17 protein-coding genes and 1 pseudogene are annotated in these 15,195 nt (G+C 54.7%); 11 read left to right on the top strand and 7 right to left on the bottom strand.

Going from position 1 to position 15,195, the window contains the following annotated elements; all coding sequences use genetic code 11:
• Positions 1-116 (bottom strand): annotated as a pseudogene (locus tag ACR0DK_RS18170) (IS6 family transposase); the annotation flags it as partial.
• A gap of 154 nt (positions 117-270) precedes the next feature.
• On the opposite strand from ACR0DK_RS18170, the gene ACR0DK_RS18165 reads away from it, so the two are divergent.
• From ACR0DK_RS18165 to ACR0DK_RS18135, 7 genes are all read left to right on the top strand, one after another.
• A complete protein-coding gene (locus ACR0DK_RS18165) occupies positions 271-891 on the top strand; it encodes a glutathione S-transferase family protein (protein WP_170399737.1) in 621 nt (206 codons plus the stop codon).
• A 36-nt stretch (positions 892-927) separates the two neighbouring features.
• A complete protein-coding gene (locus tag ACR0DK_RS18160) occupies positions 928-1,596 on the top strand; it encodes a cupin domain-containing protein (RefSeq protein ID WP_170511673.1) in 669 nt (222 codons plus the stop codon).
• 3 nt (positions 1,597-1,599) lie between these two features.
• Positions 1,600-2,283, top strand: a complete 684-nt coding sequence (locus tag ACR0DK_RS18155) for an SDR family NAD(P)-dependent oxidoreductase (RefSeq protein ID WP_480737442.1) — start codon at positions 1,600-1,602, stop codon at positions 2,281-2,283.
• Between the two features lie 3 nt (positions 2,284-2,286).
• Complete coding sequence (locus tag ACR0DK_RS18150; RefSeq protein ID WP_480737440.1) at positions 2,287-3,348, top strand: flavin monoamine oxidase family protein; 1,062 nt, start codon at positions 2,287-2,289, stop codon at positions 3,346-3,348.
• A gap of 6 nt (positions 3,349-3,354) precedes the next feature.
• Entirely contained in the window at positions 3,355-3,918 is a 564-nt protein-coding gene (locus ACR0DK_RS18145; RefSeq protein WP_480737438.1) for a TetR/AcrR family transcriptional regulator, read from the top strand.
• A gap of 63 nt (positions 3,919-3,981) precedes the next feature.
• Positions 3,982-4,839, top strand: a complete 858-nt coding sequence (locus tag ACR0DK_RS18140; RefSeq protein WP_480737436.1) for an SDR family oxidoreductase — start codon at positions 3,982-3,984, stop codon at positions 4,837-4,839.
• Between the two features lie 492 nt (positions 4,840-5,331).
• A complete protein-coding gene (locus ACR0DK_RS18135; protein WP_223117796.1) occupies positions 5,332-5,508 on the top strand; it encodes a hypothetical protein in 177 nt (58 codons plus the stop codon).
• A 297-nt stretch (positions 5,509-5,805) separates the two neighbouring features.
• On the opposite strand, the gene ACR0DK_RS18130 is transcribed toward ACR0DK_RS18135, so the two are convergent.
• Positions 5,806-6,498: a class I SAM-dependent methyltransferase gene (locus ACR0DK_RS18130; protein ID WP_480437982.1), complete on the bottom strand. Its 693-nt coding sequence runs from the start codon at positions 6,496-6,498 to the stop codon at positions 5,806-5,808.
• Positions 6,499-6,549: 51 nt separating this feature from the next.
• Here ACR0DK_RS18130 and ACR0DK_RS18125 point away from each other — a divergent pair, with 51 nt between their 5' ends.
• Complete coding sequence (locus ACR0DK_RS18125) at positions 6,550-7,449, top strand: LysR family transcriptional regulator (protein WP_223117795.1); 900 nt, start codon at positions 6,550-6,552, stop codon at positions 7,447-7,449.
• A 16-nt stretch (positions 7,450-7,465) separates the two neighbouring features.
• Entirely contained in the window at positions 7,466-7,957 is a 492-nt protein-coding gene (locus tag ACR0DK_RS18120; protein WP_480737433.1) for a P-loop nucleotide/nucleoside kinase family protein, read from the top strand.
• A 99-nt stretch (positions 7,958-8,056) separates the two neighbouring features.
• On the opposite strand, the gene ACR0DK_RS18115 is transcribed toward ACR0DK_RS18120, so the two are convergent.
• A complete protein-coding gene (locus ACR0DK_RS18115) occupies positions 8,057-8,491 on the bottom strand; it encodes a DUF4345 domain-containing protein (protein ID WP_170399705.1) in 435 nt (144 codons plus the stop codon).
• 28 nt (positions 8,492-8,519) lie between these two features.
• Positions 8,520-9,347 carry an NmrA family NAD(P)-binding protein gene (locus ACR0DK_RS18110; protein ID WP_170399701.1) on the bottom strand — a complete coding sequence of 276 codons (828 nt, stop codon included), beginning with the start codon at positions 9,345-9,347 and terminating at the stop codon, positions 8,520-8,522.
• Between ACR0DK_RS18110 and ACR0DK_RS18105 the strand changes: the two genes are divergently transcribed.
• The gene (locus tag ACR0DK_RS18105) at positions 9,341-10,480 is read left to right on the top strand and encodes an AraC family transcriptional regulator (RefSeq protein WP_170399653.1); all 1,140 of its coding nucleotides are present in this window, start codon (positions 9,341-9,343) and stop codon (positions 10,478-10,480) included. The two genes, ACR0DK_RS18110 and ACR0DK_RS18105, sit on opposite strands and share 7 nt — an antisense overlap.
• 313 nt (positions 10,481-10,793) lie before the next feature.
• Here the strand turns inward: ACR0DK_RS18105 and ACR0DK_RS18100 are convergent, their stop codons facing one another.
• The 3 genes from ACR0DK_RS18100 to ACR0DK_RS18090 are packed head-to-tail and all read right to left on the bottom strand — an operon-like array spanning position 10,794 to position 13,906.
• The gene (locus ACR0DK_RS18100; RefSeq protein ID WP_480737431.1) at positions 10,794-12,767 is read right to left on the bottom strand and encodes a pyridoxamine 5'-phosphate oxidase family protein; all 1,974 of its coding nucleotides are present in this window, start codon (positions 12,765-12,767) and stop codon (positions 10,794-10,796) included.
• A 26-nt stretch (positions 12,768-12,793) separates the two neighbouring features.
• On the bottom strand, positions 12,794-13,270 hold the full coding sequence (locus tag ACR0DK_RS18095; protein WP_480613028.1) for a nuclear transport factor 2 family protein: 477 nt from the start codon (positions 13,268-13,270) through the stop codon (positions 12,794-12,796).
• 12 nt (positions 13,271-13,282) lie between these two features.
• Positions 13,283-13,906: a glutathione S-transferase family protein gene (locus tag ACR0DK_RS18090; RefSeq protein ID WP_480613026.1), complete on the bottom strand. Its 624-nt coding sequence runs from the start codon at positions 13,904-13,906 to the stop codon at positions 13,283-13,285.
• Positions 13,907-14,013: 107 nt separating this feature from the next.
• On the opposite strand from ACR0DK_RS18090, the gene ACR0DK_RS18085 reads away from it, so the two are divergent.
• A complete protein-coding gene (locus tag ACR0DK_RS18085) occupies positions 14,014-14,916 on the top strand; it encodes a LysR family transcriptional regulator (protein WP_170399690.1) in 903 nt (300 codons plus the stop codon).
• Positions 14,917-15,195 lie beyond the last annotated feature (279 nt).

Below are 15,195 nucleotides of genomic sequence, written 5' to 3'. Positions count from 1 at the left end.
CAGATCTTCGACATTCCGAAGCGAGAGCGAGAAACGGTTGTACAGCATGACCGAAAGGCAGTGATCTCTGGACTGGTTTTAAAGTATTTGAAAGAGGCAGGTCTGGTCATGCGCAAAAGCTACGCAACACCCCCACCCCGCTCAAGCAAAGTTCTTCTTAAAAGACCATCAGAGCAATTCAATCTGACAAGACGTAAAAAAGGCTTGTAATACTATCTACCTATTGATAGGTAGATTGGATGAAGCACAAACCCCGACGGAAGTACTCAGATGAAGATTTATGATGTCGAAGGGTTCCCGAACCCTGCCCGTGTTCGTATTGCGCTGGCTGAGAAAGGCGCGTCAGACAAAGTTGAATTCATCCCTGTGGATGTGATGGGCGGCGAACATCGTACGCCTGAGTTCAAAGCCAAAAACCCCGATGCCGCGGTGCCTTGTTTGGAACTGGAAGATGGATCGCACATCGCTCAATGCAACGCGATCACTGAATATATCGACGCAACCTTCGATGGCCCATCATTGACCGGCGTGACTGCGCAAGAGCGCGCCCGAATCTCGATGATGAACCTGCGCGCGGAAAACGGTCTGTTGAATGCGGTCGGCACCTACTTCCACCATGCCACACCTGGCCTCGGCCCTGACCTGGAAACCTATCAATGCGCCGAATGGGGCAACAAACAGAAAGAGGTTGCCGGAAACACCATGGCCTATCTGGATGCGGTATTGGCCGAAAACGAATACTTGGCCGGGGACACATTCTCGGTGGCTGATATCACCGCCTTTGCAGGATTGGCGTTCGCCGATTTTGCCAAAGTTGAAATTCCTGAAACCCTGACCAACCTGCAAGCTTGGCGTGCTAAGATGGCGGCCCGTCCATCTATCGCCGGCTAAGCGAGAACTGCCATTTAAGTTGAAAGGACCCCTCCCATGGAACTCAACTCGGACTTCTCTTCGCGTGTCGTTGTTCACTCTGATCAGCTTGAGTGGCAGGCCTCGCCCATGAAGGGTGTGGACCGGCGCATGCTGGACCGAATTGGTGGCGAAGTCGCCCGCGCCACCACCATTGTGCGCTATGCACCAGGCAGCAAGTTTTCGGCCCACACCCATACAGGCGGTGAAGAGTTCATCGTTCTGGACGGCGTCTTTCAGGATGAGCATGGCGATTTCCCGGAAGGCACCTATGTGCGCAATCCCCCAACGACCGAGCACACGCCCGGCTCAGAACCCGGCTGCACGATCTTCGTCAAACTCTGGCAATTCGACATGGATGATCGCAATCAGTTCCGCAAAACCATGGCCGACGAACTGGCCGCACCCGTGAACGGGGTCGCCACTGCGACGCTGCACAAGGATGACCGCGAGGTTGTCACTTACAGCCATGTTGATGCAGGCACCGAGATTACTTCGAATGCGCCGGGTGGTATCGAGCTGTTAATGATTGGCGGATCGCTGACCTCAGGCGGTGACGTGCTGAAAAAGAACGACTGGCTACGCCTGCCTGAGGGTGAAGCGCTGTCGGCTATGGCTGGCCCAGACGGGGCGAAGGTCTGGATGAAGACTGGCCACCTGCCCTTTGCACAGCCACCGGTGGTTTAATTCATGAGTAGCAAGAAACCTTTGGCGATTGTCGCCGGTGCGGGGACTGGCCTTGGCCAGTCCCTTCTCGCGCGGTTTCAGGCAGGTGGCATGACGGCCATTGGTCTTGGACGGACGCAGCCGCAGGAAACGATCGCGCCGTTTCATCAGGTCGATCTGTCCGATCAGAGTGCGGTTGCGCCAGTGATTTCTGAATTGATCGCTACGCATGGCCCGCCGAAGTTCGTGGTACACAATACGGCTGAGCTGGTGATCGCGCCATTCCCCGAAACCGCATTGGAAGACTATCAGAGAACGTGGACATCAATGGTGCAATCTTTGGTCCTGCTGGGGCAATGTGTTCTGCAACCGATGGTGCGCGGCGGTGGTGGCGCGCTGATCGTTTCGGGGGCCACAGCGTCGCTGCGCGGCGGCCCACGGTTTTCCGCTTTTGCGTCGGCTAAGTTCGCCCTGCGCGGGCTGACACAATCGCTGGCACGTGAATATCAACCGGCTGGCGTACATATCTCGCACGTCGTTTTGGACGGGATCATCGATACACCCCGCTCGCGGGATTTGCACTCGCTGGATCCGTCGAAGATGATGAAACCGGACGAGATTGCCGAGGCCTACTGGCAGTTAGCCCATCAACCGCAATCCACCTGGACCCATGAGCTGGACCTGCGCCCGGCATCTGAGGGGTTCTGAGCGATGCAGACGCAAACTCTGATCATTGGCGCAGGCCTTTCTGGCCTCTGCCTTGCGCGACAGCTACAGGCACGAAACCATGACTACCTGCTGGTCGAAGCGCGGGGTCGTCCGGGCGGACGTATTTTGACGGAAAGGCTGGAGGGTGGGTACTTCGACATGGGTCCCGCCTGGTTCTGGCCCGGGCAGCCGCGTATTGCAGCGTTAATAAAGCGGCTCGGACTGGAGTGGTTCGAGCAATATTCAACAGGCGCTCTCAGCTTTGAAAACGAGATCGGCCAGGTCGAGCGCGATCGCGGGTTTGCCTCGATGCAAGGATCTTATCGCTTGAAAGGTGGTCTGGGCGCCCTCACTGATGCGCTTGCCGCTGAGATACCGTCGAAGCGGCTCATCTTATCCGCGCCAATCGTCGGGTTAGAGAAGTCTGCGTCTGGGATCACCACGAACGCTCAAACTGGGCAAGTCATCCATGCTCAGGAAGTCGTACTGGCCCTCCCTCCTCGCGTGGCGAGCAAGATCGCGTTCTCACCTGCTTTACCAGATGAAGCTTTAGCGGCAATGACCGGGATCGCGACTTGGATGGCCGGACAGGCCAAAGCCATCGCTGTCTATGATACCCCGTTCTGGCGCACGGCCGGGCTGTCCGGTGACGCGATGAGCCGCAGGGGGCCGATGGTGGAAATACACGACGCATCCCCTGCCGAGGGCGGACCTTACGCGTTGTTCGGCTTTATTGGCTTACCCCCGGGCGCCCGCAGCAACGAAGAACGGCTGCGGCAGGTGCTTAAAGAGCAATTGGCCCGGCTTTTCGGCACCGAAGCTGCGGAGCCAAAGACACTCTATGTTAAAGACTGGGCCTTTGACCCGTTCACCTCTATCGAAGCGGATCAACAGCCGTTATACGCTCATCCGCAATACGGGCTGCCCCATGCGATGACCCGTCTGTGGGATGGCCGACTAATCTTTGGCGGGACCGAAGTTGCACCACAGTTCGGGGGCTATATCGAAGGCGCCCTGGAGTCTGCGGAAAACGCGCTGGCCCTGATCATGACGGAAAAGGTTTGAGCACGTATGACGAGTGATACCAAGACTGCCCTTCTGGATGTTGCCGAACACGCTGCGCGCGCGAGGGGGTTTGACGGGTTCAGCTATGCCGATCTGGCAGAGGCGGTGGGTATTCGCAAGGCGTCAATCCACTATCATTTCCCGACCAAAGCAGCGCTGTCGGCGGCACTCATGGATCGCTATCATGAGACCCTGCAGGCAGAGTGCAACCGCATCCGGGCAGAACACAAAACCGGGGCCGAGCAAATGCTGGCCCTGATCGACCTCTATCGGGATGCACTCAATGACGGGAAAACCTTGTGTCTCTGCGTGTCGCTCATCAGCAGCCGTGAAAGCCTTTCGGATGACGTGATCCAAAAGATCAGAAAATTCCGCGCCATGATGGTTACCCAAATCGAAGAGATCCTGAAGCTTGGCCAAGAGGACAAATCAATCACCGGTATCACCGATCCGATCTCGGAGTCCCGCGCAATACTGGCCCTTTTGGAAGGCGCGCACCTGTCCGCGCGCGCAGAAGAGAATGTGAATACCTTCGATGAGGCTTTGGGCGTTTTAAAGTCCCGCTGTTGACCTTCGCCCCGACACATCGGATCGTTGCCGCAAGCAATTCATTTGATATTCGGAGCTTCCATTATGCCCAAAGTCATTCTGATCACCGGCACGTCAACCGGCCTTGGTGTTCAAATCGCCGTACAAGCAGCCCAAGCGGGCCATACTGTCTACGCTACTATGCGAAACCTCGCCAAGCGTGGCATCTTGGATGCGGCCGCCTCTGACGCTGGCGTCAATTTCAACGTGCTTGAGCTGGACGTGCAGAACAGCGCCAGCGTAAACGCCGCAGTCGATCAGATCATCGCGAACGAGGGGCGGATCGATAAACTGATCAACAATGCGGGTGCTGGATTTGTTCGTACAACCGAACAAGCCAGCGAAGAAGAGGTCGCCTGGGTCATGGATGTGAATTTCATGGGTGTCGTGCGCTGCACAAAAGCGGTGATGCCACACATGCGCGCAGCACGCTCGGGCCACGTCATCACAATCTCATCCGTAGGCGGCCTAGTGGGTCAGCCGTTCAACGAGATCTACTGCGCCGCAAAGTTCGCGGTTGAGGGGTACACTGAGGCTTTGGCCAGCTACGTCACGCCCAATTTCGGTATCCATTTCTCGACAGTTGAACCGGGCGGTATTCAATCCGAGTTTGCGACCAATGTGCTGAAACATGTCGAGGCCACGGGCGGGATGCTTGAGGATGAGTATCTACCTATTCTCCAGAAGTATATTGGCGGCGCTCAGGCGCGAATGGATGGCAGCGATATCTATCAAACTTCGGAACAAGTGGCATCAGTTGTCTTGGGCGTGATTGAAGCCTCTGACCCGCCGATCCGCGTTCGCACTTCAAACTGGGGTGAGGCGTTTACTCGCCTGAAAACCGAAGCAGACCCGGATGGAAAAAAGCAACAAGCAGCCGTGATTGAGCAGTTCCTAAGCTAAAACCTTACTGGTGTAAGTCTGCTAGGAATGCGGCAGCCTTGCTGCAATTGCCACAGGTTTCCATGCTGCATCAACGGCGACGTCCGCTTTTTGCGATGTCGAGGAACACCAGCACGCGTCGATCATGCGTACAATCCCTGATCCTTTTCGGATCGGTTTCTGTCGGCAATGTCGTAAAGCTTTTCGCGACCAGCGCCATGAAAACCATTGTACGCGTAACGTCATTTCACTCTGTGATAGACCATTCAGCATCATCCAAATGTCGCCGTTTCTCGAATTGGTCTGGGGTATAAGCCAGACCGCTTAGAGAAAAGGTGCCTGCAGGCAATCGCGGCGTCCGACAATCCAATGATAACACCCCGCGGTGGGAGCTTTGCCTGATCCAACGCAGGGCCTTCGATCCGGTCGCCCGACAGACTCACCGTCGAACCCAACAATTTCGCACAGAATCATGAAAAAGCACTCACTCGTTTAGCCTTGCTGGGCGACACAATGAACACCGTCGCCCGGATAGAAAGTGCTGCCAGAGACTTCGGAGTAGAAGTGGTGATCTCGGATGCTGTCAGGGAACAACTGTCCGATGAAGTTAACAAAATGCTATCCCAACTTCCCGCCTACAATGCCCGCGGAAAAACCGATCAAATGGCGCTTTGGACCATCACTAAGTGATTTGCCATTGCAGAAGCTATCGAAATCTAAACACTTGGGCCGTTCGTGTGGACGGCTCAGACCTTCTATTGGCAAACAGTTCTCAACGCTGAATTGCGGCCCGACAGACCTTACTTTCGCCGCGGCCGCAACATCTGGTTCTTATAAACTCATGGTTTTCGGGCAACGCCGCCAATCGCAATAGCTTTCTAAAGGTGGAAACAAACCTGAATGCAGTCCATTCATTCACGAATGTACTGTTACTGGTGATGTGACACAGATAGCGTTTCCACTTGCAAAGCTGAATGAACTAGAGCTTCAAGGTTTTTGCGCGACAACATAACGACTCTGGAGCATCGAGGCTTGATCGGAAGTATACAGGATTTCAAAGCCTGCACGCTCAATTTTCCTATCAAGCATCGACATAGAAACGAAATTCACAAACGGGGCTTTCCCAAAAAACTGCATGATAGGAATCGCGAGACGACTGATCATCGCATACTTGAACCCACCATTCTCAGGCGCACACACCGTTTTGGATATGAAAACCCCACCGGATTTTGTCAATTTGGCAATATGCTCTAGCGCTTGATCCAAATCAGGCAGGAGATGAAGCAGGTTATGCGCCAGAACCGCATCGTAACCACCTTCAACAGGATCGTGCTCGAGAACTTCGGCCACCTTGAAAGTGACATTCTCCAATCCTTCTTTAGCACGCTTCTCGTTGGCAATCTCGATCATGCCCGGAGCGAGATCCGAGGCGGTGATATGGTTGACATGCGGTGCAAGCAACAGCGCGGTTGAACCCGTCCCGCAACCGATTTCCAGTACACTGTCTTCTGCTTTTAGGTGCGACTTCGTACGTTCGAGTGTGTTCAGATACCCTTCCATGTTCCGGATTGGGTCCGCCGCATACTTTCGCGAGATTCTGCTCCAGAACGCGGCATCTTTGGACAAAGCAGCCATTTTATTACTCTCTTTCAAGTTTGTTGTCGCATCCCATACATCCATACACACATTTACTAAATTGCCATAATTCGCAGAAGTGTTATGCATAAATGCATGAACTGGAATGCCATCAATTTCGACTGGAATCAGGTACGGACCTTTCTTGCGACGGCTGAAGAAGGCTCGTTTTCCGCAGCGGCGCGCGTTCTCGAGCAAACTCAACCTACTGTCGGTCGTCAGGTTGCGGCGCTGGAATTGGCGCTTGGGATCACCCTGTTTGAAAGAGTTGGTAAATCGCTTAGTCTAACGACCGCTGGCGCCGAGCTTTTGTTGCATGTCAGAGAAATGGCGGATGTCGCGCACAGGATCTCCCTTACTGCTACAAGCCAGTCGCAAACTGTCGAAGGGCAAGTCAGGATCACCGCGTCAGATGTGATGTCTGCCTATCAGCTGCCGCCTATACTGAAAAAGATCCGACTTGCAGCACCGCGTCTTGAGATCGACGTCGTTGCTGCCAATGACTTACGAGACATACAGAGACGTGAGGCTGATATCGCCATCCGACATGTACGCCCGACGCAACCAGATCTGACCGCAAAGCTTGTCGCCGAGGCGACGGCACATTTTTACGCAGCACCTGCGTACCTTGATCAGTTGGGAAGGCCGAAAAATGAAAACGAGCTCGCGAAGTTGGATTTCGTGGGGTTTGGCGACATTGACACGATGATCGGCTTTCTAGATCCGGCGGGCATTAAGGTCACTCGAAAGAGTTTCCGGATTGGCTCGCAAAGCGGAATTGTATCCTGGGAGCTGGTGCGCCAAGGGTTTGGCATCAGTGTAATGTCGGATGACGTGGCTGCCTTGACACCGGGTGTGGAGCGCGTGCTACCCGACCGAGAGCCGTTTAAGTTCCCGATTTGGCTGGCGACGCACTCGGAATTACATACTGCGCGAAGGATCAGGTTGGTGTTTGATCAACTTGCAGATCAACTGAGCACAGGGGCCATTAGGTAGTCCGGGAGTTCACCCTATGTCACAGGTCCAACCAACGCTTCACTTGCTTTGTGGTAAAGTCGCCTCAGGAAAATCAAGTCTGGCGGCGAAACTTGCGAATTGCGGCGGGGCGGTGCTCATTTCAGAAGATGAATGGCTTAGCGTCCTATTCGGCGACCAGATGAACTCCCTGCAGGATTATGTAAATTGCGCTTTGAAATTGCGGCCGGTCATGGGGCGGCACATCGCATCGTTGCTGAAGGCCGGGGTTTCTGTCATTCTCGACTTTCCGGCGAACACAATTGAGAACAGAGCCTGGATGCGCAAGCTGCTGGAAGAAACTGCTGCGACGCACCAGCTTCACTTTTTGGACTTACCGGATGAGGTTTGTCTGCGCCGGCTGCACAAGCGCAACAGTGAAGGTGCGCATGCCTTTGCAGCAACGGAAGATCAATATTGGCGTTTGGCGAGGTATTTCGAGGCACCATCACCCGAAGAAGGTTTTAATGTCATAACTCACAATCGGTAGCGCCAGCCATTCAGTATTTCGCGGAGTCACTCAGATATTTTGGCCACCCACTCTGTATCGGTGAATGGCCAAATGCACTCAGGCAGCTTTCACTGTGTCTCAAATCCGAAGTTTACGCGACGACATGAGGTGCATGCCAGCTTTCGTTAGCCGCCCTTTGCTCGCGGCCCACAAACACAGCAGTCCAAGTACCATCTCTATCCCAAGAGCAGAAAGGATGCTGTCCGATGGTCGTCCATCAAGCATAATGCTGACCACGCGCCCCGCGGCAAAGGCGAAGAACACAGTGGCTCCAAGCCAAGCTGATGTCTGGGCCATCTTTTGGTATAGCGCTCCCGACAGAATGATCAGGCCAAGTGCAGCCAGATTGGCAGCAGGTGCGCGCAATTCGCTCATCAAGTTCGGTTGCGGCGAAATATCAATGCCGTAGCTGGAGTAAAAGGCCAGTGGGGCCAGCGTGATGATCAGCCCCAGGGTGGCTGCAACAAGACCCGCCAACCCCAGGACAAGCCTGCGTTTTACGTCAAACGTCATGATTGTGTTCCTTTGTCGTCAGACCGACTCATGCAGCTTGTGCCCAAGCGCCAGACTTTGCGGCTTCATCAGCAAAATCGGAGAAATCGCGCGGAGCTCTCCCCAAGGCACGTTGAACACCGTCCGCAGTGTTCGCATTGCGACCATCAAGCGTTTCCCTCGCTATGTCAGTAATCACGTCAGCAATCATCTCTCCGCTCGCGTTGATGATTTCCGCATGGAAGTCTTCAAACGAAATCGGCACATATTGCACGGTTCTGCCCATTGCGCGCGAAAGTTCGGCAGCCATTTCGGCAAATGTCATGAGACGCGGCCCTGTAACTTCATACAGCTCACCAGTGTGTCCTTCCTCGGTCAAGGCGGCGACGGCAACGTCGGCAATGTCGTCCACGTCGATAATCGGTTCACGCACGTCACCTGCGGGCATGGGCAACACACCGGCCATTACCGGCTCCAGCAATGCACCTTCAGAGTAGTTTTGCGCAAACCACGCCGCACGGACGATCGTAAAGGGCACACCGGAGTTCCGAACAACCCCTTCAGCACGTTCGGCATGAAATTCTCCGCGACCTGTTAACAGCACAAGTCGCTGCAGTCCTTTTTCTCGAGCCAATGCCGTGAAGGCCGCAACTTGCTCGACCGCGCCCGGAAAGGCGATGTCAGGAAAATAGGAAATATAGGCGGCAGAAACACCGTCCAGGATTGCGGGCCATGTCTGCGGTTTTTCCCAATCAAATGGGGTTTTGCTATTCCGCGATCCACGCCGAACTGCATGACCCCTGTCTTCAAGGCGCGTCACGATACGTGATCCGGTTTTACCTGTTGCGCCAAGTACGAGAATGGTTTGCTGTGTCATCGGTCATCTCCTTAAAATCAGTCAATGACCCCAAAATAGGTAAGCACGAAGGACGAAAAAGTCTGCATTGTCCTAACTTTTTATCCATTCATCCAAATACTGTAGACAATTGGGAAGATATCGAACAGTCTGGTGCAGTGAGCCAGATCAACCCCCATATTCCCGACCCCCATGCACTGGCGCAGCCAATCGGTGATCCGCTCGGGGAAATTCTTCATCTTCTGAAACTGACGGGTACATTCTATTGCCAGTCGCGCATGTCTGCGCCTTGGGGCGTTTCTATACCGGGTTTCCCCGAAATACTGAGCTTTGCGGTCATTACGCACGGGCGTTGCTTTATGAGGGTCGGAGAAGATGTGCCGTTTGAAGTCGAGAAAGGCGACTTGGTTCTGATGACAAATGGCGCGCCAGTTGGGTTCTCCAGCTCAAAAGACACCCCACTTTTGAAACTGGAAGAACTGCCCATACGCAAGGTGACCGAGCTCTACGAAACGCTAGAGCACGGCGGTGGTGGAGCCGAGACCGGAATCATGTACGGGCTCGTCAGGATAGATCACGCGGCCAGCGGCATGTTGATGGCCTTGCTTCCCGACGTGCTCAAAATCGATCCGTGGGAAGAGGATGCAGGGAGCTGGCTACAAGCAACTTTGCAATTCATTGCAAGAGAGGCGCGTGAATTACGACCGGGCGGTGAAACAGTGATTACACGCTTGGCCGATGTGGTTGTCATCGAGGCTATTCGCCGATGGTTGAACAGTGCGCCCGACGCCAATCGAGGTTGGCTGAAAGCCGCCAGAGACCAACAGATTGGCCGCACCATTGTTTCCATTCATCGCGCACCTGCAGCAAACTGGACAGTCGAGTCTCTTGCACAGGTTGCAGGTATGTCCAGATCGGCATTTTCCGCACGGTTTACTGAACTCGTCGGTGTGCCGGCAATACAATACCTCGCAACTTGGCGAATGCATCTGGCGCGGGAACGATTAATTGCTACCGATCAACCAATCTCGCAAATCGTGGCTGAGATCGGGTACCTATCTGAACCTTCTTTTAACAAAGCATTCAAACGGGTTTTTAACATGCCTCCAGGGAAAGTCCGCAAGCTGCAACATCAGTCACAAGGCGCTGTTTAGTCGAAAATAGACACGTCTTGCGAAAAGCGTATTTGCTTTGAGTCTAAACAGGTCGGCTTCAGGCTCGTTGCAGGCTTCAGCGCAGACGCAGCGCAAGCGCCTTCCCCGTTCTCCACGATACATCCAACGGCCTAAACCGGGCCTTGCGCGGAGCGATCAGTTTCCGCGAGTGCAGCCCACATAGCGGTCATCGATCCGGGATAGCACTGAGGAAACCGGTATCGTTTCGACTTGGTGAAAACCTTTCCAACACCCAATCATAGAGTTGATTATGCTGCCCGGAGACGTCATGGGCAGGCTTTTTGTCTCCCTATCAAAACACAAATGTCTCGCGGTGGCGTCTTGCTTCCTCAACGCCCAGCCCGTTGAGCGCCGCCTCCGTACTGGTCATCATAGCTTCAGGACCGCACATGTACACATCTCGCATTCCGAGATGCGCGACCGATTGAACGTCTTCGCTTTGCATGCGTCGCTCCTCAATCTTCAGCAGCTGGTCGGTGAAAGTCGCGTTCAGATCATCGCGTGCGGATTTCGCAGCCAATGCGTTTTCGCCTGCGCTTTGAAACGCGACAATACGTAGTGTCACCTGGTCCGAAACAGAGCTGTTTTTTTTCGCAAAGTGCTGCAGAACTGCAATGTCATCGTCCCGACCGGAAAACAGAAACACGATATCGATGGGCTGGTCCTGCGGGTAAGTCTCTACCACTTGTTTGACTCCGTCCCACATCACCATGAACGGGGTGATGCCAACGCCACCCGCGATCCAAAGCATCTTTGCTGGGAACTTTGGGGGGCTGCCCTCAGCCACTTCGGAAAAACAGGAAAAGCCCGCTCCGGTGCCTTTGAATTTAACTGGAAGATTGTACGTGATCAGCTTCTCCGCGTTGTTGTGCAAGAGGTTGGACATCAGACCGCCTGGTTTGCGTTTGACCGTAACACTGATCCGATTGGTCGTGCGAAACGCGTTGTTCTCTTCGTCAAACTTTGGCGCTCCGGAAAGCGTCCATGTGCGGACGTAGTCCTCGTTCACAAGCTGAGGGTTTGTCTCGTTCATGTGGCTGTATCCGGCGTCCACCAGGTCGGAGAAGTCAAAGACGCCAAAGCCACCGGGCAATGGGGCATTGATTGCCTCAGACAACTCGAATTCGAAGGTACTGATTGTGCTGGACAGGGGTTTTGTAGCGATAAGCTTGGCGGTCAGCGGGATAGCGGCGTCGTGCGCCTTGATTGCATGCCCCATCTTCTCCAACTCTGCGCGCAAATATTTGACCGGCGGATTGTAGGGGGAGAGTTGCTCTTTTGATGCCAGCTTGAGGTTTAGGCCTCCACGCACAAAAACCGCGCCCGTTACCTTGATACGTGTCAGCAGGCTCACGCGCGGCATCAGCGCATCTGCGTCATCCCCAAGCAGATTTTCAGCATCCCCCGTAATGTAGAGGATCTCACCGGTTTCAAAGTCTGGAAAGACCAGCCCAACCTTCGGGTCCGTTTCGATATTGCCCAGCGACTGGTAGAAGCGATTGCCAGAATGATCGGGCAGAACCAAATAGGTCGTAACCCGCGCCCCGTCGTTCTCCTCGTAGAGCCGGGTAAAGCCGGGCGCGCCGCCGCGATGATTGACGCCCATATCGGTCTGAGCGCCTGCAGTGGTGGCATCGCTTGTATGTTTTGTCGCCAAGAACAAGGTGCTGGCGCGCGCTACGACGGATTTGGCCTCATTCGACAGCACAGATGAGTGCACATCGAAGCCGTCATGGATAATTTCAGGGTTGCGTCGCGTGTGCCCTAAGGAACGGACTGTAATGTACTTTGGACAGTTCCCCAAGTGCTGATCGGACAACAGTTGTAACCTGATCTTCTCCTCGCCCTCGACATCTGCGGTACGTATGGAGCCCGCAATTTTGTTTCGTCGGCGGTTACCGAAATCGATCCCAACCCCGGCAAAGAGCCGCGCTTCAAGGCCCGATGCGGGATCCTGGCTCACAGCACGCACAAAGGGATCATGCGGATTGGTTTCCGCGACCACATGCGTGGTGTTCTGGCCCGCAACCTGAATGCCAACAGAAGGGTCGCTGTCTGATTGTGTAACCAGAAGGCTGACCCACGGACGCCCATTACGATCAAGCGTTGCGAGCGGCAAATAGGACAGACCCGCAAAGAAATCCGCATGCTGTTTCGGCATGTCGCTTTCGATGTAGTGCGGAATCGCATCGCTCACCTCTTTGGGAGTGTGACGCCGCTCTTGCAGCATCAACTCACCTCTGTGCGATTTATGTATCTGTGCCATCGCTTGATCCTTTCACCTGAGCCACGCTAGAGCCCGAGATCGCTCAGACCGGGGTGGTCATCCGGACGGCGCCCCGGCGGCCAGCGGAACTTTCGATCCGCCTCTTGGATGGGGTGTTCATTGATGCTGGCAAACCGGCGTTCCATGTAGCCATCCTTGTCGAACTCCCAATTTTCATTGCCATAGGCCCGGAACCAGTTTCCGCCGTCATCGTGGTACTCATAGGCGTAGCGGACCGCGATGCGATTGCCGTCATGTGCCCAAAGCTCTTTGATCAGACGGTAGTCCAGTTCCTTGGCCCATTTCCGGGTCAAGAACTCCTCAATCTGATCGCGCCCTTGGGGAAACTCGATCCGGTTGCGCCACTTGCTGTCCGGCGTGTAGGCCAGCGCGACCTTGGCCGGATCCCGGCCGTTCCAGCCGTCCTCAGCCAGGCGCACCTTTTGAATGGCGGTTTCTTTTGAGAACGGTGGCAAAGGATGCCGTTGGGCTTCGGTCGCCATGGGTTTGCCCTTTCACTCTGCAACAAGACCAACAGCCGTCGCCGGCATCGCTTCAAAACCGGGCAAGGCCTCAAACCGAGCGAGCCAGGCACGGACATTCGGGTATGGCTCGAGAGAGACATTCCCCTCCGGCGCGTGTGCCGTATAGGAGTAGCTAGCCACGTCAGCGATGGTGGGCTGCTCGCCAACGAGCCAGTCGCGACCCGTGAGACCACGCTCCAGTTTCTGCATCGCTTTTTCCGCAGTCGCGGCTGCAAAGTTCGGGTCCAGCGGCGCGCCAAAGACGGTGATCAACCGCGCAGCGCAGGAACCAAACGCAATCTCTCCAGCCGCTAAAGTAAGCCAACGCTGCACATTTGCTTCTCCGACCGCATCACTTGGTATCCAATCAGGCGCATATGTCCGCGCAAGATAGACAAGAATCGCGTTCGAGTCGGACACAACAACCTCGCCATCCTCAAGGACGGGCACTTGCCCATTTGGGTTCATGGCAAGAAATTCAGGCGACTTATGCGCGCCAGCTGCCAGATCGACAGGAACAACCTCATGTGCAATCCCGGCAAGTTTCGCAAAGACCAAAGCGCGGTGTGCATGGCCAGATTTGGCGAAATGGTGAATACGAACAGCGTTGGACATGGGTTTCTCCGGTTGGTTGCGGGTGTTGAACAAGCAATACATATTGCGCTTCTTGATGATAATCCCCTATATTTGACGAACTTTAAGCCCTCAGAAGGCGCAATGGGATGGACAAGATAGACCGCATGCGGGCCTTTGCGCTGGTTGCAAAGAACATGTCGTTCACCGTCGCTGCGCAGCGCATGGGGCGGTCTGCGCGTTTGGTCAGTAAGTACGTCGCTGATCTGGAAAACGCGCTTGGTGTACAGCTGCTCAATCGCACGACCCGCAGCGTGTCGTTGACAGATGCGGGTGCAACATACCTGATGTTGTGCGAGCCGCTTCTCGACGGATTCGACGAACTCGAAGACAGGGTCAGAAATGAGCAGGCGTCCCTTCGCGGTGTGATCCATATCTCGGCGCCAACGGGGTTTGGCGCATTGCGGTTGGTACCTTCGCTCGCCAAATTCGCTGAGAAACACCCCCATGTAGAGCTCGATCTGAAGTTTTCTGATCGCAGAGCGTCGATTGTTGAAGAAGGCCTCGACCTTGCTGTCAGGATTGGCCCAATGCGGGACAGCTCGCTCAAGGTTCGGCAATTGGGCCGCATGCCCTTGGTTGTCTGTGCCTCACCCACCTATTTGGAACGCGCAGGGCGCCCGGACCATCCCCGGGCACTGGCCAAACATGAGTGTATCCTCGATGGCAATATGACAGAGCCTACAGTGTGGAGGTTCGACTTCGGCGGCCAAGAAGAGGCTATCCAAGTGACCGGACGCTTCCGAATGAATGCTCCCGCTGCGTCAGCTCGCCTTGCTGAACAAGGCGCCGCCATCGCACGGTGCCCGGCATATACAGTCGCAGATGCCTTACGGTCCGGCGATCTGGTCGAGCTGTTTCCGGAGAACCGGGTGTCGCCATATGTCGTCGCTGCATTATTTCCACAGAACAGGCGCATTACAACTCGGGTGCGCGCGCTTCTGGATCACCTAGCAGGCGACACGACTTTATGTCCTGATGGAAAGCGCTGACGGCCCGTTGCAGACATTCGACGTGTATCCGAAGTTCTGCGCTAAGAGCGCTCAGCAGAAATTTGAGTGGGCACGAGTTCTAAACCCGTTTGGCATTCATGCAGACAGTTGGAGGTTATTTGAATAATTCTATCATTCCACCGGATCCAAGTAGGGAGCTGCCGCTGGCCGGTTTTTTCAGAGCATGCATGTGATCAAATTGCATCATACAAAAGACCAGTCAGAAATTCGTTAATATATCGTTAATCGGAACATCAAAAAGCCATCTTTTTTTTGCTG

It is taken from the genome of Ruegeria sp. CE6, assembly GCF_056537485.1.
This window is presented reverse-complemented; position numbering and strand designations above follow the sequence as displayed.

Excerpts from the sequence above, each read along its gene's own strand:
- ACR0DK_RS18165 (WP_170399737.1), top strand. The coding sequence starts at position 271 with ATGAAGATTTATGATGTCGAAGGGTTCCCGAACCCTGCCCGTGTTCGT.
- ACR0DK_RS18160 (WP_170511673.1), top strand. The coding sequence starts at position 928 with ATGGAACTCAACTCGGACTTCTCTTCGCGTGTCGTTGTTCACTCTGAT.
- ACR0DK_RS18155 (WP_480737442.1), top strand. The coding sequence starts at position 1,600 with ATGAGTAGCAAGAAACCTTTGGCGATTGTCGCCGGTGCGGGGACTGGC.
- ACR0DK_RS18150 (WP_480737440.1), top strand. The coding sequence starts at position 2,287 with ATGCAGACGCAAACTCTGATCATTGGCGCAGGCCTTTCTGGCCTCTGC.
- ACR0DK_RS18145 (WP_480737438.1), top strand. The coding sequence starts at position 3,355 with ATGACGAGTGATACCAAGACTGCCCTTCTGGATGTTGCCGAACACGCT.
- ACR0DK_RS18140 (WP_480737436.1), top strand. The coding sequence starts at position 3,982 with ATGCCCAAAGTCATTCTGATCACCGGCACGTCAACCGGCCTTGGTGTT.
- ACR0DK_RS18135 (WP_223117796.1), top strand. The coding sequence starts at position 5,332 with ATGAACACCGTCGCCCGGATAGAAAGTGCTGCCAGAGACTTCGGAGTA.
- ACR0DK_RS18130 (WP_480437982.1), bottom strand. The coding sequence starts at position 6,498 with ATGGATGTATGGGATGCGACAACAAACTTGAAAGAGAGTAATAAAATG.
- ACR0DK_RS18125 (WP_223117795.1), top strand. The coding sequence starts at position 6,550 with ATGAACTGGAATGCCATCAATTTCGACTGGAATCAGGTACGGACCTTT.
- ACR0DK_RS18120 (WP_480737433.1), top strand. The coding sequence starts at position 7,466 with ATGTCACAGGTCCAACCAACGCTTCACTTGCTTTGTGGTAAAGTCGCC.
- ACR0DK_RS18115 (WP_170399705.1), bottom strand. The coding sequence starts at position 8,491 with ATGACGTTTGACGTAAAACGCAGGCTTGTCCTGGGGTTGGCGGGTCTT.
- ACR0DK_RS18110 (WP_170399701.1), bottom strand. The coding sequence starts at position 9,347 with ATGACACAGCAAACCATTCTCGTACTTGGCGCAACAGGTAAAACCGGA.
- ACR0DK_RS18100 (WP_480737431.1), bottom strand. The coding sequence starts at position 12,767 with ATGGCACAGATACATAAATCGCACAGAGGTGAGTTGATGCTGCAAGAG.
- ACR0DK_RS18095 (WP_480613028.1), bottom strand. The coding sequence starts at position 13,270 with ATGGCGACCGAAGCCCAACGGCATCCTTTGCCACCGTTCTCAAAAGAA.
- ACR0DK_RS18090 (WP_480613026.1), bottom strand. The coding sequence starts at position 13,906 with ATGTCCAACGCTGTTCGTATTCACCATTTCGCCAAATCTGGCCATGCA.
- ACR0DK_RS18085 (WP_170399690.1), top strand. The coding sequence starts at position 14,014 with ATGGACAAGATAGACCGCATGCGGGCCTTTGCGCTGGTTGCAAAGAAC.